Source organism: Alcanivorax sp. (genome assembly GCF_002726155.1).
Classification (GTDB): Bacteria; Pseudomonadota; Gammaproteobacteria; order Pseudomonadales; family Alcanivoracaceae; genus Alcanivorax.
Genome location: NZ_PBSH01000039.1, coordinates 1 through 19,944, shown reverse-complemented (window position 1 = coordinate 19,944; position 19,944 = coordinate 1). Strand labels below are relative to the sequence as shown.

Annotated in this window: 23 protein-coding genes; 8 read left to right on the top strand and 15 right to left on the bottom strand. The window is 59.9% G+C overall.

Going from position 1 to position 19,944, the window contains the following annotated elements:
- Nucleotides 1–12 precede the first annotated feature (12 nt).
- From CL546_RS11860 to CL546_RS11805, 12 genes are all read right to left on the bottom strand, one after another.
- Nucleotides 13–888 carry a type II secretion system F family protein gene (locus CL546_RS11860; protein WP_290495219.1) on the bottom strand — a complete coding sequence of 292 codons (876 nt, stop codon included), beginning with the start codon at nt 886–888 and terminating at the stop codon, nt 13–15.
- On the bottom strand, nt 881–1,801 hold the full coding sequence (locus CL546_RS11855) for a type II secretion system F family protein (protein ID WP_290495217.1): 921 nt from the start codon (nt 1,799–1,801) through the stop codon (nt 881–883). The genes CL546_RS11860 and CL546_RS11855 overlap by 8 nt, the downstream gene beginning before the upstream one ends.
- A complete protein-coding gene (locus CL546_RS11850) occupies nt 1,788–2,957 on the bottom strand; it encodes a CpaF family protein (protein ID WP_290495215.1) in 1,170 nt (389 codons plus the stop codon). Before CL546_RS11850 ends, CL546_RS11855 begins: the two co-directional genes overlap by 14 nt.
- Before the next feature lie 68 nt (nt 2,958–3,025).
- Nucleotides 3,026–4,216, bottom strand: a complete 1,191-nt coding sequence (locus CL546_RS11845) for an AAA family ATPase (protein ID WP_290495213.1) — start codon at nt 4,214–4,216, stop codon at nt 3,026–3,028.
- A 4-nt stretch (nt 4,217–4,220) separates the two neighbouring features.
- A complete protein-coding gene (locus CL546_RS11840; RefSeq protein ID WP_290495211.1) occupies nt 4,221–5,351 on the bottom strand; it encodes a type II and III secretion system protein family protein in 1,131 nt (376 codons plus the stop codon).
- Nucleotides 5,352–5,382: 31 nt separating this feature from the next.
- The gene (gene cpaB / locus CL546_RS11835; protein ID WP_290495209.1) at nt 5,383–6,240 is read right to left on the bottom strand and encodes a Flp pilus assembly protein CpaB; all 858 of its coding nucleotides are present in this window, start codon (nt 6,238–6,240) and stop codon (nt 5,383–5,385) included.
- A gap of 54 nt (nt 6,241–6,294) precedes the next feature.
- Nucleotides 6,295–6,747, bottom strand: coding sequence for a TadE/TadG family type IV pilus assembly protein (locus tag CL546_RS11830; protein WP_290495207.1), 453 nt, complete (start codon nt 6,745–6,747; stop codon nt 6,295–6,297).
- Nucleotides 6,748–6,757: 10 nt separating this feature from the next.
- Entirely contained in the window at nt 6,758–6,991 is a 234-nt protein-coding gene (locus CL546_RS11825) for a Flp family type IVb pilin (protein ID WP_290495205.1), read from the bottom strand.
- A 354-nt stretch (nt 6,992–7,345) separates the two neighbouring features.
- On the bottom strand, nt 7,346–7,513 hold the full coding sequence (gene rpmG / locus CL546_RS11820; protein WP_007151127.1) for a 50S ribosomal protein L33: 168 nt from the start codon (nt 7,511–7,513) through the stop codon (nt 7,346–7,348).
- A gap of 22 nt (nt 7,514–7,535) precedes the next feature.
- Complete coding sequence (gene rpmB / locus CL546_RS11815; protein WP_007149468.1) at nt 7,536–7,772, bottom strand: 50S ribosomal protein L28; 237 nt, start codon at nt 7,770–7,772, stop codon at nt 7,536–7,538.
- A 266-nt stretch (nt 7,773–8,038) separates the two neighbouring features.
- Nucleotides 8,039–8,713, bottom strand: a complete 675-nt coding sequence (gene radC / locus CL546_RS11810; protein ID WP_290495199.1) for a RadC family protein — start codon at nt 8,711–8,713, stop codon at nt 8,039–8,041.
- 49 nt (nt 8,714–8,762) lie between these two features.
- The gene (locus CL546_RS11805) at nt 8,763–9,086 is read right to left on the bottom strand and encodes a four helix bundle protein (protein WP_290495559.1); all 324 of its coding nucleotides are present in this window, start codon (nt 9,084–9,086) and stop codon (nt 8,763–8,765) included.
- Nucleotides 9,087–9,283: 197 nt separating this feature from the next.
- Between CL546_RS11805 and coaBC the strand changes: the two genes are divergently transcribed.
- The 6 genes from coaBC (at nt 9,284) to slmA (ending at nt 15,609) form a co-directional block, all read left to right on the top strand.
- On the top strand, nt 9,284–10,483 hold the full coding sequence (gene coaBC / locus CL546_RS11800) for a bifunctional phosphopantothenoylcysteine decarboxylase/phosphopantothenate--cysteine ligase CoaBC (RefSeq protein WP_007149642.1): 1,200 nt from the start codon (nt 9,284–9,286) through the stop codon (nt 10,481–10,483).
- Between the two features lie 150 nt (nt 10,484–10,633).
- On the top strand, nt 10,634–11,086 hold the full coding sequence (gene dut, locus CL546_RS11795) for a dUTP diphosphatase (RefSeq protein ID WP_290495197.1): 453 nt from the start codon (nt 10,634–10,636) through the stop codon (nt 11,084–11,086).
- Nucleotides 11,087–11,207: 121 nt separating this feature from the next.
- Nucleotides 11,208–13,607, top strand: a complete 2,400-nt coding sequence (locus CL546_RS11790) for a phosphomannomutase/phosphoglucomutase (protein ID WP_290495196.1) — start codon at nt 11,208–11,210, stop codon at nt 13,605–13,607.
- A 203-nt stretch (nt 13,608–13,810) separates the two neighbouring features.
- Nucleotides 13,811–14,710: an acetylglutamate kinase gene (argB, locus tag CL546_RS11785; protein ID WP_007149034.1), complete on the top strand. Its 900-nt coding sequence runs from the start codon at nt 13,811–13,813 to the stop codon at nt 14,708–14,710.
- Nucleotides 14,711–14,914, top strand: coding sequence for a hypothetical protein (locus CL546_RS11780; protein ID WP_290495195.1), 204 nt, complete (start codon nt 14,711–14,713; stop codon nt 14,912–14,914).
- A gap of 110 nt (nt 14,915–15,024) precedes the next feature.
- Nucleotides 15,025–15,609 (top strand): nucleoid occlusion factor SlmA, encoded by a 585-nt coding sequence (slmA, locus tag CL546_RS11775; RefSeq protein WP_290495194.1) that lies wholly within the window; start codon nt 15,025–15,027, stop codon nt 15,607–15,609.
- 21 nt (nt 15,610–15,630) lie between these two features.
- Here slmA and CL546_RS11770 read toward each other — a convergent pair whose 3' ends face one another.
- The 3 genes from CL546_RS11770 to rph form a co-directional block, all read right to left on the bottom strand.
- Nucleotides 15,631–16,257, bottom strand: a complete 627-nt coding sequence (locus CL546_RS11770) for a hypothetical protein (protein WP_290495192.1) — start codon at nt 16,255–16,257, stop codon at nt 15,631–15,633.
- 2 nt (nt 16,258–16,259) lie between these two features.
- Nucleotides 16,260–16,922, bottom strand: coding sequence for an orotate phosphoribosyltransferase (pyrE, locus tag CL546_RS11765; protein ID WP_290495190.1), 663 nt, complete (start codon nt 16,920–16,922; stop codon nt 16,260–16,262).
- Between the two features lie 89 nt (nt 16,923–17,011).
- Nucleotides 17,012–17,728, bottom strand: a complete 717-nt coding sequence (gene rph / locus CL546_RS11760; RefSeq protein ID WP_290495188.1) for a ribonuclease PH — start codon at nt 17,726–17,728, stop codon at nt 17,012–17,014.
- A 330-nt stretch (nt 17,729–18,058) separates the two neighbouring features.
- On the opposite strand from rph, the gene CL546_RS11755 reads away from it, so the two are divergent.
- Together CL546_RS11755 and CL546_RS11750 are read left to right on the top strand one after the other, a co-directional pair.
- Nucleotides 18,059–18,910, top strand: coding sequence for a YicC/YloC family endoribonuclease (locus CL546_RS11755; RefSeq protein ID WP_290495186.1), 852 nt, complete (start codon nt 18,059–18,061; stop codon nt 18,908–18,910).
- A gap of 292 nt (nt 18,911–19,202) precedes the next feature.
- Nucleotides 19,203–19,944 (top strand): tyrosine-type recombinase/integrase (locus tag CL546_RS11750; protein WP_290495184.1); only part of this gene is annotated, 742 nt, incomplete at its 3' end.

Sequence of the window (19,944 nt, the reverse complement as noted above, 5' to 3'; positions counted from 1 at the left end):
CCCTGCTCCCTTTCATCGTGTCAACGCCTCGGCAATGGACACCACCGCCGGGCCACCAATCAGAATAAATAACGCCGGCAACATGAATGCCATCATGATCACCGTCATTTTCGCCCCGATCCGGTTGGTTTCTTCCCGAATCCGGTTGCGCTCCACGTTCTGTGCTTCGTCAATAATCTGGTCCAAGCTGTGCGATACACCAGCCCCTAACTGACTGCTCTGTTTCATCAGCACCACATAACTGCGCAGCACCGGGATCCGTTTATTTTCACCCAACTCATCCAGCGCCTGGGTACGCTCCGCGCCGGATTTCATCAACCGGTTGAACCGGTCAATGCGCGCAATCAGGATTGGCAGCAGCGGCCGGCCCTGCACACCAATAATGCGTAGCACCCGCTCCAGCGACAGCCCCGCCTCCATCAGCATCCGCGTCATATGACACAGCTCCACGGCTTCCAGGTTCTGACGCATTTCTGCCTGCGCCCCCATGCCTCGAATGGTTCTGCGCGGCAGAATAAATCCTGCCGCTGACATCAACAGCCCACCCAGCGCGCCGAAAAAGAGAAACCCAATCACCGCCACGAACACGGGCAGCAACCAGCAGGACAACAAGTAGATAACCTGAGACTGCTCGCGGCTTTTCCCCATGCCTTTCAGCGCAAGGCGGATATCTTCGTAATCACTGGCAGCCAGCGACGATTCCGTCAGCGCTCCGGACAAACGCCATAACCAGAAACCGCTCCCTTCGCTCTCCACACGGGTGCCCGCTGTGTCGTGCAAGCGGGCCTGCACCCTCGCCCGCATTTCCCATTCCCGCGCCTTGAACAACAACAGCCACAGGGCCACCAGCACCAGGGCGACGGCCAGAACCAGAAACAGATCACTCACGCCCCACCCCCTGCACCATGCGCCAGATAATCACCACACCAATGCCCTGCAGTACGCCGGCGATAATCAACATGGTGTGCCCGGTGTCCGTACGCAAAAGCACATCGGCATACTTTTCGTTAATCAGCATCATGTACACCGCCATCCCCAGTGGCAGCAGCGTAAAGGCCCCCGCGGTAAACCGGGTTTCTGCGGTTGACGCCAGAAACTCACGGCGCAACTCCTGCTGCGAACGCAGGGAGTTGGCTACCTGCTGCAAGACCGGCCGGATGGAAGAGCCGAAGCGGGCAGAGGTGCGCAGGGCAATGGATACCAGCACCAGTGATGGCACTCGATAAAGCCGCGCAAAATCATCGAACAAGCCGGTGTAATCACGCCCGGATTCCACTGCACTGCGCAGCCGGAATGTCAGCGGTTGAAACACCGGTGGTGCATCGTGGAACGACTCCAGCAGCGACGCTTCCAGAGAACGGCCCGCCCCCATGTAGCGCAGGGTCGAATCCATAATCCCCGGCAGGGATTCAAAAATGGCACGGCGCTGCTGCTGAAAGCGGAAACGCCAGTACAGCCACAGGCTCGCCATAATGAACAAGGCCACCACGACGGCCGCAATAAAACCGGACGACGCCAACACCAGCGCCAGCATGACAAAGATGACAATGCCCATCAGCGTCAACTGGGTACGCGACAGGCGAATATCCGCGCGCAGCAACAGACGCTCCAACGGCCCGCTGACCACCCGTGTCTGCCCCAGTTCCTGGCCCAGCTCGGTGCGTTGCTGTAACCGCTGGCGCACCCGGTCGCTGACCAGGCTGCGCTGCCGGTAACGGAACCAGAGCAGCTGCAACAGCACCGTCAGCACCGCAATGATGCCGAGCACCTGTGCCATGCCGAGCAGCTCAACCGCGCTCATCATTACTCCGGTACAGGTAATCCATGTGGTAAAGATCATCACTGGTCGGTGTTAACGCCACCACTTCACTCACCCGGCGACGACCATCCGAAGTGCGCTCCAGCTGGATAATGATATCCAGAGCCGAACCGATCAGTCGCCCAATGGCGGTTTCGCTTGCGTCATAGCCACTCACCGCCAGCAACGTCTCAATACGCACCAGCGCATCGCGGGAACTGTTGGCGTGGATGGTACTCATGGAGCCTTCATGGCCGGTGTTCATGGCTTGCAGTAACTCAATCACTTCATTGGAGCGCACTTCACCGAGAATCACCCGGTCCGGGCGCATCCGCAGGGCATTGATCACCAGCTCGCGGGCACTGATCCGGCCCTTTCCCTCGGTGTTTGCCGGGCGCGTTTCCAGCCGCACCACATGGGGATGATTCAGCACCAGCTCCGCCGAATCCTCGATGGTGAGAATGCGTTCCGGGCGGGGAATGTACTGGCTGATCAGGTTCAGCATGGTGGTTTTACCGGTACCGGTACCACCGCTGACAATAATATTGCGGCGCGACTCCACCGCCTTGATCATGATGTCCAGGCAGGCCTCGGTAAGCGAGCCGGAATCGATCAGGTCCTGGGCGCTCAGATGGTTACGCGTGAACTTACGGATACTGATGCTGGGGCCATCCAGCGCCAGCGGCGGGATAATGGCGTTCACCCGCGAGCCATCCGGCAGACGGGCATCCACCATGGGGCTGGATTCATCCAGCCGTCGACCCAGCGGCGCCAGCATGCGGCGAATCACTCTCACCACATGGTCGTCATCGATAAAACGCACCGATGCCTTTTGCAGCACCCCGGACACTTCAATGAACACACTGTCAGGACCGTTCACCAGGATGTCATTGATGCGCTCGTCCGCCAGCAACGGTTCCAACGGGCCAAAGCCGGTGACTTCGTCCAGCGCATCGCGGGCAAGCTGATTGAGATCCTGGGTGGAAAGAGGGACCCGGTTCAGGGCGATATACTGGCCCACGGTGGTACGGACAAAATCCGACAGCTGGTCGCTGCCGGCATTGCCGACCTCGATCCCTTCTTCGTCCAGGCGCTCTACGACCCACCGATGGGTGCGATCCTTGAGCTGCTGATATTCCGCATCGATCCGTCCGGCCACAACTGCTCCTGCTATCCGTTGCCTTGAGTGCTATTCAGGCCAGGCACCACGCTCATTGCGCAGGCCAGCTACCCATTACTGCGCACACGTTGCCACCAGCTGGAACTGGTCACATCGTCCTGCTGCATTTCCAGCTTGCCAACCAGCGCCTGCAAAGTCCGGCTATAACGGCACCGGGGCGACTGCTCCTGAATCGGCAACCCGCTATTCATGGCCAACAGCCGGTACCGCCAGTCCATTGGCAAGCCACCAAGCAACGGTACGCCGGCGGTGTCCGCCAGTTCGTCCAGACCCGGCGGCACATGGCTGTCCACGCCATCCACCACCAGGCTCACCTGGCTCTCGCGGCCCAGATGGGAGCGCCAGTCGTTGCCCAGGCTGCGCACCGCATGGGCCTGATCCACCAATGGATGCATAGCCACCAGCAGGTGGCGGGCATGAATGCCCAGCGCACGTACCCAGTGACGGCTTTCCAGCGTCCCCACATTGATGACAATGCGATCGAACATCTGCATCAGGTGATTCAGGGCAATAAACAGGTCTGCGCTGCGATCCCCCTGCAAGTTGCCACTGTCCACGCCGCCAGCCAGTAACCGCAGCCCGGGCCGGTATTCTTCCAGCGCCGTGCCGATGAGGGTTTCATCCAGGGTTTCCGGGCTGGCCAGCAGGTTCTCCAGGTTGTACTCGTTATGCACATCCAGGTAGAAAATACCGCGCTCACCCGGCTGGGTATCAATGGCCAGGCAACGCTCGCCGGGAAACAGCCGGTTCAGCGCCAACGCCACGTTCTGGGTCAAAAATCGGGTATCCACCGTGGCACTCGCCGAGGCCACCAGGGTGAGATTATTGGTGCCGGAACGCACTTCGTCACCGTAATGCCCCACCCGCAATAACTGATGGCGGCGTAAGCGCTCCCGGACATCGCCGGCATCCGTACCCGCAACAAAACAATCCCGTGCACCGGCACGCATGGCCTGCAGCAACAATTCCTGATTGGCCCGGGCACAAACGGTGATCACCGTTACCCAGGGCCGGGCACTGGTCAGTGCGGTAATAATGGCCAGGGACTGGTCCATATCCGCTTCGGAAATCTCCACCATCACCACATGGGCGGTAGTCGCCTCCAGCAAACGCAGCACCCGGGTCAGGTCGGAACGGCTGACCTGCTCCAGCCGAAACGGTTCGTCGACGACCCGCTCCAGCCAGGCCTCAATACCATCATCATCAACAACCGAAAGAACAATGTCGTGGTCACTCATAGCATCACCAGCTCAGTCCATGACGGATGGGTTGGGAGCCGCGACGGCTTTCGGTGGCCATATCCAGCCAGCCCATGCTGCTGGAGTGATAGCCTGCGCCCGGCAAGGTCACCGGCGGACTGGTGGCTTCCTGCGGCGTGACCAGATGCGGTGTCACCACCATCACCAATTCCTTGTCGTCCTTCTCGATCCGTGAGGAACGGAAGAAGGCGCCGAGCAACGGAATGTTACCGATACCCGGTAAACGGGAACTGCTGTTAATGGTGTTACGACTTACCAAGCCACTGATGATGAAAGTTTCCCCCGGCGCCAGGGACACAGTGGTTTCTGCTCGCCGCACCCGCAGACCCGGTACCGCCACTCCCCCGGTTTCCACCCCGGCGGAAAAATCCAGTTCAGACACTTCGGGGGCCACCTTGAGAATAATCTGATTCTTGTCGATAACGGTGGGCGTCAGGCTCAGGCCGATCCCGAATTCCTTGAATTCGATCTGCACGCCATCGGTGGTACTGCGGGTGGGCACCGGAAATTCGCCACCAGACAGGAAACTTGCGCTTTGCCCGGACAGGCTGGTCAATGACGGCTCCGCCAATGTATAGGCAAACCCCCCGGCTTCCAGCGCATTGATAGCCAACACCGAGTTGGGCCCAAAACCAAACAAGTTGAAGCCTTCAGTGCCCAGCGGGGTCGGTACTGCCCCTGGCACCTGAAAGCCGGAGCCTGGCGACGCAATACCGACCGCAGACTGGCCACCATTAAAGGTGTTGCTGTAACTCATGCCCAGTTGATTCAGCTCGGAACGGCTGACTTCCAACACACGAATATCCGTTTGCACCTGGGTCCCGAACGGCAAGGCATCCCCCAGGGTTGTCGCCACCACCACCGTGCTGCGCAGCGGCTTGCTGCTGTCGCGCAACCAGACCGACAGCACGGCTGACCCTTCCGCTTTCGCGGTCAGCAACAATTCCGCACTGCCGGTGACGGTCAGTGCCGCCACCCCCGGGTCCGAGGTCGCCACCTTGGACACCGCCGACGGGAACGTAAGCACTTTCTGGTCCCCCGGCGCCAGCCGCATGGAATCGGTCAGATCCTGTGCCTGCGCCACAGTGGTCATCAACCACAGTAACGTTGCCATTGCGGCCCAAACGGCCCCTTTCATCCCACCCTTAACGCACATAAGTGCTCCTTGAGTCCGATCCTTCATAGACTTCGACTCGCTGTCCCGGCGACTTGGCCTGCGGCGCAGGGGCGCGAGTGGTCGGGAACAGATCCTTGTAATAAACCGGTTTGCTCTTGCTATCCCGGGCGCTGGCCACCGCCTCTTTATCGCCGTCCTTGTCATCACTGGCGACCACCGCCAGACGCACCGAGCCCTCTTCTGCGGCCAACAACAGCGGCGGCACTTTATCTTTAGGCACAGCCAGCACCACGGTGTTGTTTCGGCGCTGGGCCTCACGGTCCTGGTCACTGGTGGCTGCAGCCATGGCGCCTTTTACCGCCAGCACCTGAATATTGCGCAGCAGCACCAGCGCCGCCGGGTTATCCCGCTCGACCTTGCGAAACGCCACCACCACATCCACCAGGTCGCCGGGCTGTAACAAGCCACCTGCCATGACCACGTCATCCACGGCAACCCCCACCGCACGGAACCCCGTGGGCAAGGCACCGGGAAGCGTGCCGCCTGGTTCAAGATGATTACGGGAAAGCAGCTCACCCGGACGGGCAAACTGGCGAAGCTCCTTGCCCACCACCGTTTCATCGGCGGTCAGCACATTGGCAATTGGCGCAGGGGATGACACCACCGCCAAGGACTCTTCATCAAGTGTATCCCCGACATTCAGGCTTTGTGTCACCACCCAATAGCGATAGCTCGGCGCTTCCTGAGTGGACGACGTTGTATCCGCCCCCTCATTCTTCACCACCAACGCTGGTGTCGGATCGCGACTTAATCCCACCAATGCCAAGATCAACGCCACCAGCGCCACTGCCAGCGCCGGCAACATGTACAGCAGTCTTGATCCCATGTTCTCTCCGGAACATCCCTGTCTGTTTCTGGTTCTTGTGGCGGGCACGCAGAATCAGAATGCGGCCCGCGCCTCCGCATCCAGCCGGTCCGGCAAGGGAGGAAACTCCCCCAACATACCGAAGCTCAGCGCCGGCACCACCGGATTAGTCTGATAATTCGGGTAAACCAGGCGACAGTGGAGCATTTCTATCCCCCCCACTGTTTCCATGTTGCAGGCACCGTCAGCATTCAGATCGCGCAGACTGGGTGGCAACTCTGCCACCAACCCGGTCAGTGCCGTATTGGCACGCTGCGTCACTGAAGTAGCCAACGCCGCCCCCTGTAACGCAGACCGGTCAATGTACAACGCGGTGGATACCGCATTGTCCACCGCATCCTGCATCCGGTACTGGGCAAAGAATGTCAGGCCGTATACCGCCGCGCCGTATAACATGGCGACAACGAAGGGGAACAGCATCAGAAACTCCAGCGCTACAGCCCCAACGATTTTTTGTCGCTTTCGCATATAAACGATCCTAACCAGCCGGAGGAGTCGTGTCAGACGCCTCAGTAAACAAGTCAGTAAACGCAGTCTCTAGTGCCGTTCTAACAGTACCATTCGTCGCCAACACGCCAATGATAATGATCAGCGCAGCGGCCAGAACAATGTACTCCAGCGCACTGGCACCACGCTGCTTACGCGCGCGACCTGGCAACTGGCTGTAAAGACGGGTAAAGATAAATTGAGAAATCATAGTCAAAGTACTCATAGTGCTCTCCGTGCACGCTCTTTGTGCGGGTTACCAAACTTATCCCAAAACCATCACATATGCGCAAATATGAACTTACGGTTCAATCCTATGCAACTGTGATGTCCTTCACAACGCTGGGCATGTAGCCTTTTGTTGCAAAACCTCCCGGTCCTGTAAAGCTAGCACCAGCACCGTTTTGTGACGCAGGTCAAACCTCTGTTCGGAGCAGGAAAGACGATAGACGGACTTTCCAAGCGCAGATTTGATATGCAAATCAGCCTCTCTTGCGCGCACTTTTCTCCAGACATAAAAAAACCCGGGAGATCCCGGGTTTTTTTATGTCCGCTGCCAGGCAGGCAAGCTAGAAGATCATTACTTGATCTTCGCTTCCTTGTAGGCCACATGCTTACGCACGACCGGATCATACTTCTTGGTTTCCATCTTTTCAGGATGAAGACGCTTGTTCTTGGTGGTGGTGTAAAAATGACCAGTGCCAGCAGAGGACACCAGGCGGATTTTTTCACGAATAGGACCGGCCATGGGTTAACTCCTTCTGTTAGCCTTAAACGCGATCGCCGCGAGAACGGATATCGGACAATACAGAGTCGATACCTTTCTTGTCGATGATGCGCATACCTTTAGAGCTCACCCGCAGACGCACGAAACGCTTCTCGGACTCAACCCAGAAACGGTGGTGGTGCAGGTTCGGCTCGAAACGACGCTTGGTCTTGATGTTCGAGTGGGAAACGCGATTGCCCGTTACAGGGCGCTTACCGGTCACCTGGCAAACTTTGGACATTGTCTTGCTCCGTAAAACTTCTTGCGGGGGACGGTAGAGCCCCGGAAAAGGCGCGTTTTATACCAATCCACCGCTCAAGTTTCAAGCGAAATCTTGATTTAAACGATAGCTGGACGCCAAACACCGAAACCCAAACGCCGATAAATGGCCATCCATGACGGCTGGAACGTGGGCCACACGCGGCATAGCGGCATCAACGGCCCATTGACGTGCCACAGACGCCCCATTTCTTCCGTCAGGAATCCAGCCTCAAGCGTCAGGCATTTTCACAACGCCCCACGAGACGCCAGCGACACCCAGCCGCCATCGCCAATCACCAGATGATCCAGCACCCGCACCTCCACCAGGCCCAATGCCTCCACCAGCCGACGCGTAATCGCATGATCCGACTGGCTGGGCTCAGCCACACCCGATGGGTGGTTGTGAGCCAGGATCACCGCAGCAGCGTTATGCTCCATGGCTCTACGAACCACTTCCCGCGGATAAACCGCCGCCGCATCAATGGTGCCTTGAAACAGCTTTTCAAAGGCAATCAGACGGTGCTTGTTGTCCAGAAACAGGCAGGCAAATACCTCGAACGGCAACCCGCGCAACTGAGCCATGAGCAGCTGTCCGGCCTTGTCCGGGTTATCCAGAGGCTGCCCTCGCTCCAGAGGTTCGGCCAGATACCGCCGCCCCAGCTCCAGTGCCGCCAGCAACAACGCCCGCCGGGCCGTCCCCATACCGGGCAGATGCGCCATACGCTCCGGACTCAAGTCCAGCATGGCCCGCAAGCCCCCGCTGCCCGCCAACTGCCGACGGGCCAGATCCACCGCCGTCAGGCCCTGCTGCCCGGTACGCAGAAAAATCGCCAACAACTCCGCATCACTGAGCGCCTCGGCACCCCGTGCCAACAACTTCTCCCGCGGCCGCTCCTCCGTCGGCCAGTCTGTTATGGCCACAAGCACGCTCCACGCATCATGCACACACGCAACACGGAAAAATCACTCATCACCTTGCCTCCAGCTTTCTCAACATGCCCGACAGAAGGGCAAACACTTTTTCGATCATGGGTTTCAGGTCCTCTTTCCCGCCATACCCGAGACGCTCCGCCACCATAAGCTGAGTCTCCAGCTCAAAGAGCGACCCTCTCGCAATACGCAGGAAACGCCTGAACTCCACATCACCACCCCGGCCATAGCCTTCCGCAATATTGGACGGCACACTCAGGCCGGCTCGCTGCATCTGCGACGCCAATCCGAACACCTCCCCTTGAGGAAACCTGCGCGACAATCCATACGTAGCCACAGCCAGCTCCATCGCCGCCTGCCACACTCGCAATTCCTTATATCGCCGACTCAAAACTCACCACCTCCGATGCCACATTTTGTTTTGCGTGCAGCCTGTTGCGTCCTGCGTGCCGCGTCTCTTATACAGTGCTACTCTATGCAGCCTGACTTGATAGCAGCCTTGCAGCTGCAGCGGCAGTGGAGATTCGCCATGCCTGCCGTCATCCAAACAAGGGTTTTTGCATGCAACGTCTGATGAACAAACGGGTCCTGCTGGGCGTCACCGGCGGTATTGCCGCCTATAAAGCCGCCGATCTGGTGCGCCGGCTGCAGGATGTGGGCGCACAAGTGCGAGTCGTCATGACCCAGGGCGCCTGTGAATTCATCACTCCGCTGACCATGCAGGCCCTCTCCGGCCACCCGGTGCACACCACCCTGCTGGACCCCACCGCCGAAGCGGCCATGGGCCATATCGAGTTGGCCCGTTGGGCAGACCTGGTGTTGATTGCGCCAGCGTCCGCCAATTTCATGGCTCGTTTGGCCCACGGCCACGGCAACGACCTGTTGACCACCCTGTGCCTGGCCACCGGCGCACCGATCGCCATTGCCCCGGCCATGAACCAGCAGATGTGGGCAGATCTCAGCACCCAGAAGAACCAGCTGATCCTGCAGGAAAAAGGCATCACCGTGTTCGGCCCGGGCAGCGGCAGCCAGGCCTGCGGCGAAGTGGGCGCCGGACGCATGATCGAACCGCTGGAAATCATCCAGCAGGCCGCGGAAGTGTTCGACTACCAGCTGCTCACCGGCAAGCATGTGGTGATCACCGCCGGCCCCACCCGCGAATCCATCGACCCGGTGCGCTACATCACCAACAAAAGCTCCGGGAAAATGGGTTTTGCGCTGGCCGAAGCCGCCGCCGAAGCAGGAGCCAAAGTCACCCTGATCGCCGGGCCGGTGAATCTGCCCACCCCGTCACGGGTAGAGCGCGTGGATGTGGTGCGCGCCGTGGACATGTACGAGACTTGCATGGACGTGGTGGAAAACGGCTGCGATGTGTTTATCGCCACCGCCGCCGTGGCGGATTACCGCCCCACCGTGACCGCTGACCACAAGATCAAGAAATCCACCGAGGAAATTCACCTGACACTGGTGAAAAACCCGGACATCGTGGCATCCGTGGCCGAACACGCCAAACGCCCCTTTACCGTCGGTTTTGCAGCAGAGACCCAGGACGTAATGGCCTACGCCCAGGGCAAGCTGGTGAACAAAAAGCTCGACATGATCGCCACCAACGACGTCTCCGGCACCAACGTGGGATTCAACAGCGACAACAACGCACTCACGGTGATCTGGCCCAGCGGCCACAAGGTGCTGCCACTGGCCTCCAAGGCCCAGATCGCCAAGCAGCTGATCGAATTGATCGCGATACGGTATAAAGATTGATAACGCCAGACGCCCAATGCCGGACGCCTGACAAACAATAAAGTCTGCCGGACGCCAGACGCCAAACACCGGATCCACGTTGAAACGCCTGTTTTGATGTTTGTCTGGCTTCAGGCTTTTGGCGTCCAGCGTTTAATCAGGAACAGACCCATGAAACTGCAATACCGGGTACTCGACGCCCGCCTTGGCAACAGCATTCCACTGCCTCACTACGCCACCGACGGCTCCGCCGGGCTGGACCTGCGCGCCATGGTCAAGGAACCCATGACGCTGCAACCCGGGGATACCGAACTGCTGCCCACCGGCATGTCCATTTTCATTGACGACCCGGGCTACGCCGGCATGATTCTGCCGCGCTCCGGCCTGGGTCATAAGCACGGTATTGTGCTGGGCAATCTGGTGGGGCTGATCGACTCGGACTATCAGGGCGAGCTGATGGTTTCCTGCTGGAACCGGGGGCAACAGCCTTTCACCCTGGAACCCGGTGAGCGCATCGCCCAGCTGGTGATCGTGCCGGTCATGCAGGTAGAACTGGAACAGGTGGAAAGCTTCAGCGCCAGCGAACGGGGCGAGGGCGGTTTCGGCCACAGCGGGCGTCACTGAGGCCCGGCACAAGAAGCACCGGACACAAAACAACAACCACAGCAGCACAAGTACGCATCACAGCGCGCACCACGACCCAAACACAACAACACCGTGGCAGCGCCGGGCAAGCGGAGGGGATATGGGGAACAAGAGCGACAACAAGCAAGGCAAGTCCACCAGCACCATGAAGCAGCTGCTACCGCTGGTCGCCGCCGGCATCGTGGCCGTGGTCGCCGCCACCGGCTGCCTCTACGCCTACCAAGCCAGCCAGCTGCAGCCCGAGCAACAGAACGCCCAGGCCCGACTGCTGGCTCAATCACTGGCCAGCCAGGCGAGCAACACCATCCAGGCCTCCCGCCAGCAGCTGGACATACTCAGCGACCGCAGCGACGTGAACCAGGCACTCTCCGACGGCAACCTGTCCAGCTTCAACGTGCACCAGAACCAGTGGCTTCCCGATGCTACCGTGCAGCTCGTTCCCCGCCGCGGGGCAGATACCGCCCAGTTCAGCTACACCGCCCAGGAGCTGCTCAAAAATGTCCGTCTGGGCCAGCAGCCCGGTCCGGTGATTATTGCCGGTGCTCCCCCCCAGTTGGTCATGGCCCGCGCCACCAAAAACCAGACCGGCAGCCTGTTGCTCACCCAGTCTCTGGCTCCGCTGGCCACCACCCTGCGTGCAGCCATGCCGGAGGGCAGTGCGCTCAGCGTCACCTACGGCGGCAGCCCCCTGTTCGATAACAAACAACGCGCCAACGGCGGCACCGCCCAGGTCAGCCAGGGCCCGGTTCAGGTCACCCTGACCTTGCGCGCACCGGACGGCAACAGCCTGATCGTCGCCACCCTGGGCATCGCCCTGGGGGTAGTCGTGATCCTGTTATGCACCCTGCTGGTGAACCGCCTGCTGACCCGGGCACTGCGCCAGGACGCCGCCGAACTGATTCGCTACAGCGATGAGCTGACGCGCCAACCCGGCGTCACCGCCCGCGACCATTTCCACTTCCCGCTCTTCACCAGCGTCAACGAAGCCTCCGCCCGCCTGGCCAAAAAACTGCGCGACCGCGCTGGCCCCGCACGCCCCAAAGCTACCGCCAAACCCGATGCCCTGATAGTGGAAGAAAGCGACGACGACAGCATTCTGTTGATGGATGACGACAACGGCACCGAGTCCCTGCCGGACAGTATTTTCCGCGCCTACGATATCCGCGGCGTGGCCGGCGACACCCTCACCGCCCAGGGCGTCTACCTGCTGGGCCGTGCTATTGGCACTGAAGCCGGCGAACTGGGTCAGCAAACCGTACTGGTGGCCCGCGACGGCCGCTTGTCCAGCCCGGAGCTCAGCCGCTCACTGATCAAGGGCCTGCTGGAATCTGGCCGCGACGTGGTCAACTTAGGGCAGGTACCCACCCCGGTGCTTTACTACGGTACCGAAGTGCTGGAAACCCAGACCGGCGTCATGCTCACCGGCAGCCACAACCCGGCTCAGCACAACGGCCTGAAAATCGTCATGAACGGCGAAACGCTACACGGCGACCGCATTCAGACCTTCAAGCAGCGCATCCAGAACAAGGCCTTCAGCGAAGGCAGCGGCCGCGAAGAAGAGCGCGACATCAGCGACCGCTACCTGAACGACATCGCCAACGACATCGTGCTGGCCCGGCCCCTGAAAATTGCCATCGACTGTGGCAACGGCGTCACCGGCGAGCTGGCCCCACGGCTGTTCACCCAGCTGGGCTGCGAGGTGACGCCGCTGTACACCGAGATCGACGGCAACTTCCCCAACCACGCCCCGGACACCGGTAACCCGGACAACCTGGCCGACCTGATCCGCATCGTCCAGCAGGAAGACCTGGACCTGGGCCTGGCGTTCGACGGCGACGGCGACCGCGTGGCCGTGGTCACCAACAGCGGCGAAATCATCTGGCCGGACCGCCTGCTCATGCTGTTTGCCAAGGACCTGCTCGGCCGCAGCCCCGGCGCCGACATCCTCTTCGACGTGAAATGCAGCCGCGCCCTGCCCGCCATTATCCGCAAGAACGGCGGCCGCCCCCTGATGTACAAAACCGGGCACTCTCTGATCAAGGCAAAAATGAAGGAAAGCGGCGCCGCCCTGGCTGGGGAAATCAGCGGGCATATCTTCTTTGCCGACCGCTGGTTCGGCTGCGACGACGGCGCCTATGCCGGCGCCCGGCTGCTGGAAATCCTCTCCTTGCAGGACGACACCGCTGGCCAGGTGTTCGACCAGCTGAAAACCGGTGTCACCACCCCGGCGCTCTATATTGATGCCAGCGATGACAACAAGTTTGCGCTGATCGATGCTCTTACGGCCCGCGCCGAACAATTCGCCGGTGGCCGACCTACCACCATCGACGGACTGCGTGTGGATTTCCCCGATGGCTGGGGGCTGGTGCGCGCCTCCAATACCACGCCCTCGCTGGTGGCCCGCTTCGAAGGCCGCGACGAAGAGGCACTGGAACGGGTCAAAAACCAGTTCCGCAAGCACCTGCAAGCTGTGGATGAGAGCCTGACACTGCCGTTTTGATCAAGTTAGCCGCACGCAAAACGTAACAAGCGGCACGCCAGCGCGTATAATCGCCAGCATTCGCAAGGCGGAAATGGCCACAATGCCATCTCCGCCGCACAGCTCGGCCCGCAGCAGAGTGCGCCGATGCAATACCTGACCGCTACGATTTGGCGTGCTTGCGTGCACCGCACCGCGTGCAGGCCCCTATTCAAGGAGACTCCATGGACACCAACAGTGCCCACGACACCGCCCGGATTCTGATTGAGGCCCTGCCCTACATTCAGCGTTTTTCCGGCACCACCGTCGTTATCAAATATGGCGGCAATGCCATGGAGAACGAGGAGCTGAAGAACAGCTTCGCCCGTGACGTGGTGATGATGAAGCAGATCGGCATCCACCCGGTGATCGTGCACGGCGGCGGCCCCCAGATCGGCGACCTGCTGGAGCGGCTGGGCAAGGAATCGAAATTTGTTCAGGGCATGCGTGTCACCGACCGGGAAACCATGGACGTGGTGCAAATGGTGCTCGGCGGCCTGGTCAACAAGGACATCGTCAACCTGATCCAGCACAACGGCGGCCAGGCCATCGGCCTCACCGGCAAGGACGGACGCCTGATCAAGGCCCGCAAGATGGTGCTCAAGGCCAGCGACGCCGACAGCCCGGAACTGCAGGCCTCGGAAATCATCGACATCGGCCACGTGGGCGAAGTGCAGGGCATCGACACCCGCATTATCGACCTTCTCGCCGGCAGCGACTTCATCCCCGTTATCGCCCCCATCGGCGTGGACGACAACGGCACCAGCTACAACATCAATGCCGACCTGGTGGCTGGCAAGGTGGCCGAAGTGCTGCGGGCAGAAAAACTGATTCTGCTCACCAACGTGGCCGGCCTGAAAGACAAACAGGGCCAGATCCTCACCGGGCTCACCACCGAACGGGTCAACAGCCTGATCAAGGACGGCACCATCTACGGGGGCATGCTGCCCAAGATCGGTTGCGCCCTGGAAGCAGTACAAAACGGCGTCCACACCGCCCACATTATCGATGGCCGGGTGTCCCACGCGGTACTGCTGGAAATCCTCACGGACAAGGGGATCGGCACCCTGATCAGCAAAGACTAGTTGAAAGATGAAAGTTCAAAGTTGAAAGCGCGCCAAACGTGTTTTGGGTTTTTAACGGCAGCAGCCCGCGCCCTTACCGGCAATCGCGGGCACGCCCCTGCAAAATCCACAGACTCAAACCGCGTTTCAACTTTAAACTTTTCACTTTCAACTAAATCTGCGGCAAAGGGGATTGCCGCGAAACGCTACAACAGTGAAAAATAAAACCGCAGTAACAAGCCCGGGAACGTTGGGCGCGATGTTTGCCTGTGATATACCTCTGGCACTCGCGTTGCAACCAGAAACTTGTTGCTTAGAACTGGGAACGATACTTCATGACCGATAAAACACCGTCGCGCAAAGAGCAGATTCTGCAGTCGCTCGCCCACATGCTGGAAGCCGCTCCCGGTGGGCGCATTACCACCGCCGGGCTGGCAAAAGAAGTGGGGGTATCCGAGGCGGCGCTGTACCGGCATTTTCCCAGCAAGGCGAAAATGTTCGAAGGGCTGATCAGCTTTATTGAAGAGGCCATTTTTTCGCGCATCAACCGCATCATGGAAGACGGCAAGGCCAGTGATCAGGTAGAACAGATTCTCACCCTGCTGCTGGCGTTTACCGAGCGCAACCCGGGCATCACCCGGTTGCTCACCGGCGACGCCCTCACCGGCGAAAACGCCCGTCTGCACCAGCGTATCCAGCAGTTCTACGATCGGGTGGAAAGCCAGGTAAAACAGGTGCTGCGTGATGCAGAGTTCAAGGAAGGGTTGCGCACCCAGGCGACCCCGACCATTACCGCCAACCTGCTGTTGGCCGTGGCCGAAGGACGCATCGCGCAATTTGTGCGTTCCGGTTTCAAAACCCTGCCCAGCCAGGACTGGCCAGCGCAATGGGCGCTACTGCAACCCACCCTGTTTCGTTAAGCGCTCACGACGAAGGCGGCCTCAGCCGCCTTCGTTTTGTTGTTTCTCAATCGCCTCAAGCCGCTCGATAATCGGGGCGTATTGCTGGTTGGCCTGTTCGATTTCCTTGTCGAATTCCAGCAGCTTTTGCTCCGCTGTCTGAATCTGGCGCTGCAGGCGGTCGATGGCCTCTTTCACCACCTCCGGCACGTCCCGGCCCGCCCTTTCGTTGCGCGCCGCCGTGGCAATTTCGTCATCCAGCTTCATCTGCAACTGGGCAAGATTGTTCTCTTCGTAGCTGATGCTCAGCTCCAGCGCCTCGACCTTGCGATCGCGCGCCCGTACCGCATCTTCCGGGCCGGCATACAGACGCAGCATGTCCCGGTCCTCGCGGGCCTGGCGAGCCTGCTGCATCCGCTGGGCTTTCGCTTCGGCGTCATTCAGCTGCACCCCCTCCACGTCTTCCAGCACCCGGCCATACTGATCCAGTAACTGGTAGCCGTTACGGATGGCATCCATGGTCAGGGTTCGGTTCAGGTGGACCACGCCGTCAGAGGTTTCATACCGAAAGTAGGCGCCATCCGGCATGCGCTCATTGGCACGTTGCCCCGAGCGAGCCCACACCGACGAAGTCAGGATCAGCGCCATCAACAAGACGACGATTTTCATTATTATTGCACTCCATAACGCTCCCGGTACTCACGCATAGGCGCCACCATTGTCTGGCTGTCCGGTTGCTGTTCCAGCCAGTCGATGATATCGCTCATGGTGACGATACAGCCCACTGGCACCCCCAAAGCTTGTTCCACTTCCTGGATCGCCGACAGGCCCTTGCCCGCCTCGGAAGGCTCTTTCGCGCACTCCTGCCGATCCAGTGCCACCATCACCCCCGCCATGGTCGCGTCCGTCTTCTCGAACAGCGTCGCCACTTCACGAATCGCCGTTCCCGCCGTGATCACATCATCTATCACCAGCGCCCGGCCCTGCAATGGCGCGCCGACCAGCCAGCCGCCCTCACCATGGTCCTTGGCTTCCTTGCGATTGAACGCCCAGGGGTAATCCCGGCCATGGTGCTCAGCCAATGCCACAGACACCGCCGCCACCAGCGGGATGCCTTTATAGGCCGGCCCGAACAACATATCGAATTCCAGCCCGGATGCCATGATCGCATCCGCATAATAGCGACCCAACCGGGCCAGGGCCTCACCGGTGTGAAAAGTGCCCGCATTGAAGAAATACGGACTCTTGCGCCCGGACTTCAGGGTAAATTCCCCGAATTTCAGCGCGTCACGCTCTTCAGCAAAGCGCAGAAAGTGCTTCTTGTAGTTCTTCATACTCAAGCCTGTGTGCTAGCCAGTCTGTTCGCAACTGCGCGACGCCGTGCCGCCACAACGGCACGGCCCGCCTTTTTGTCTTTAGCGTGTTACCAGCCCAGCGCCACTTGCTGGGCCTTGATGATCTCGCCAATGCCTTTTTCCGCCAGCCCCAACAGGCTATCGGACTGCTCACGGGTAAATGGCGCGCCCTCTGCGGAGCCCTGAATCTCGATAAAACCGCCCTGCTGGGTCATCACCACGTTCATGTCGGTACCCGCATTGGAATCTTCGGCGTAATCCAGATCCAGCACCGGAGCATCTTCGTACATGCCCACGGATACCGCGCCCACCAGGCCGGTGAGCGGGTCACTCTTGATCTTCTTGGTTTCCAGCAGGTGGGTAAAGGCATCCACCAACGCCACGCAGGCCCCGGAAATGGATGCAGTACGCGTGCCACCGTCGGCCTGCAGCACGTCGCAATCCAGGTAGATAGTGCGCTCGCCCAGCGCTTTCATGTCCACCGCCGCACGCAGGGAGCGGCCGATCAGGCGCTGAATTTCCAGCGTGCGTCCGCCCTGCTTGCCCCGTGTCGCCTCACGGCCGGAGCGGGTGTGGGTGGAACGCGGCAGCATGCTGTACTCTGCGGTCAACCAGCCCTGGCCCTTGCCCTTGAGAAAGCGCGGCACGCCTTCTTCCACGGACGCGGTACACAGCACCTTGGTGTTCCCGAACGCCACCAATACGCTGCCCTCGGCATGAACGGTGTAGTTGCGGGTAAAGCTCAGTTCACGCAATTGGTCGGGGGCTCGGCCGGATGGGCGCATGGAATCTCCTGGTAGTCTTGGAATCAAAAGGGCGACCATTGTAGCAAACACCAGCGCCAATGCCTGCCTTGCACCCAACCCCGTCTCGACTAGACTAGAGAGCCCGGCAACAGCCCACTGTGGGAGCTTGCCTGCAAGCGAAAAGACAGCCCCGAGTGACGAGAAGCGAGTTTCGAAAGGCAAGACTTGATATTGGGAAAGCCGGGGTTTCGCAACGCGTGACTCGATACTCGATTCCTGCATTGCCTTTTCGCTTGCAAGCAAGCTCCTACAAGGCACGAACACCGGGACATCCCATGGCCAACACAGAGGTTCACCATGATTTGCAGCATGACCGCTTTTGCCCGCGCCGACCGCCCGCTCGAAGGCTACGGCCTGGTCTGGGAAATCAAGGCCGTGAACCACCGCTACCTGGAAATCAGCCCACGCCTGCCCGACGCCCTGCGCTCACTGGAGAACGCCGTGCGCGAGCGCTGCCGCAAGGCGCTGGCCCGGGGCAAGGTGGAAGTCACCCTGCGCTACCAGCAGGACGTCAGCGACGCCGCTCTGGAACTCAACGAGCCCCTGGTCAAACAGCTGTCCGAGATCTCCCGCCGGGTCGGCGACCTGGTGCAGCACCCCGGCCAGGTCAACCCCATGGAAATCCTCCGCCATCCCGGCGTGCTCAGCACCCGCGAACTGGACGTGGACCTGCTGCAACGCGAATCCCTCACCCTGTTGGATGAAGCCCTCCAGGCCCTGATCGACACCCGCAGCCGCGAAGGCCAACAACTGGGCAAACTGATCGAAGAACGCCTCGACGGCATCATCACCCAGGTGGAGATCGTCAAAACCGCCGTGCCGCGCATCAAAGACGCCCAACGCGAACGCCTGCGCAGCCGCATCCAGGACGTGATCGACTCACCGGACCCGGATCGCCTGGAACAGGAGCTGGTGCTGCTGGCGCAAAAAATGGACGTGGACGAAGAACTGGACCGCCTGCTTACCCACGTCACCGAAGTGCGCCGCATCCTCAAAAAAGGCGGCCACATCGGCCGGCGCCTGGATTTCCTCATGCAGGAACTCAACCGCGAAGCCAACACCCTGGGCAGCAAATCCGTCGACAGCGAAACCACCGCCGCCGCCGTGGAATTAAAGGTGCTTATCGAACAGATGCGCGAACAGATCCAGAATATCGAGTAAAATCCAGGGAAGTCCATAATCGTATTTAATTCATTGTTTTTAAAGAATTAAATGCGAATCTCAGTCCATGGAAATCCACTGCCATCCACCCCTATCCAGACAAAAGTGGTGGGCAAAATGGTGGGCAAAAACGTGACTTTTTCCTCCCCCGCACCTATATTGACCTGAAATGGTGGGCAGCTCTCAAGGGGCTGCCTGCAAACCATTGATGACAGAGAATTTTTCTCTTCAATCAACAAACAAAAAGTGGTGGGCAGCCTGTTTTTATAGGCTCAAACGCCACAAGGTCAAAATGAGCAAACTCACCGCCACTCAGATCAAGTCCCTGGCAAAGCAGGCCCCCAAGAAACACACCGATGGCGGCGGCCTCTATTTCTGTGTACGCAAGTCCGGCATGCCCTACTGGATGCTGCGCTACAGCGCCCAGGGCAAGCGCCACGAAATCACCTTGGGCCAATACCCACAGATGTCCCTGGGTGACGCCCGGGAAGCCGCTGTGCTAACCAAGCAAGGCATCCGCACGGGCACCGATCCAATCCAGGAAAGAGCCAAAGTTGTCCAGCCCGACATCCGCACCGTCAAAGACCTTTTCCAGGACTGGCATGAGACCGATCTGTCCCGGCGCCTGAAACACCCCAACATCCCCAAGCGCATCTACCAGAAAGAAATTCACCCGGTGATCGGCCTCTACCCGATTGCCGACGTCACCCCAAGGGATATCCGGGCCGTCCTGCAGCGCGTCCAGCGCAGCAACCGCCCCACCATCGCCAATGACACCCTGATGTACATGAAGCAGTTGTTTCGTCATGGCATCAAACTGGACCTGTGCCAGAACAACCCGGCCAGCCCATTCACCGTCAGCGACGCCGGCGGCGTCGAAGCCAGCCGGGAGCGCACCCTGACGCAGGAAGAAATCGAACATGCCTTTGGGGTCTTCCGTGAACACATCAGCAGCTTTGGTCGAGACAACTATCGGGCCTGCTGCTTGTTCCTGGTGCTAGGCGTGAGAAAAAGCGAGCTATGCGAGGCCCGCT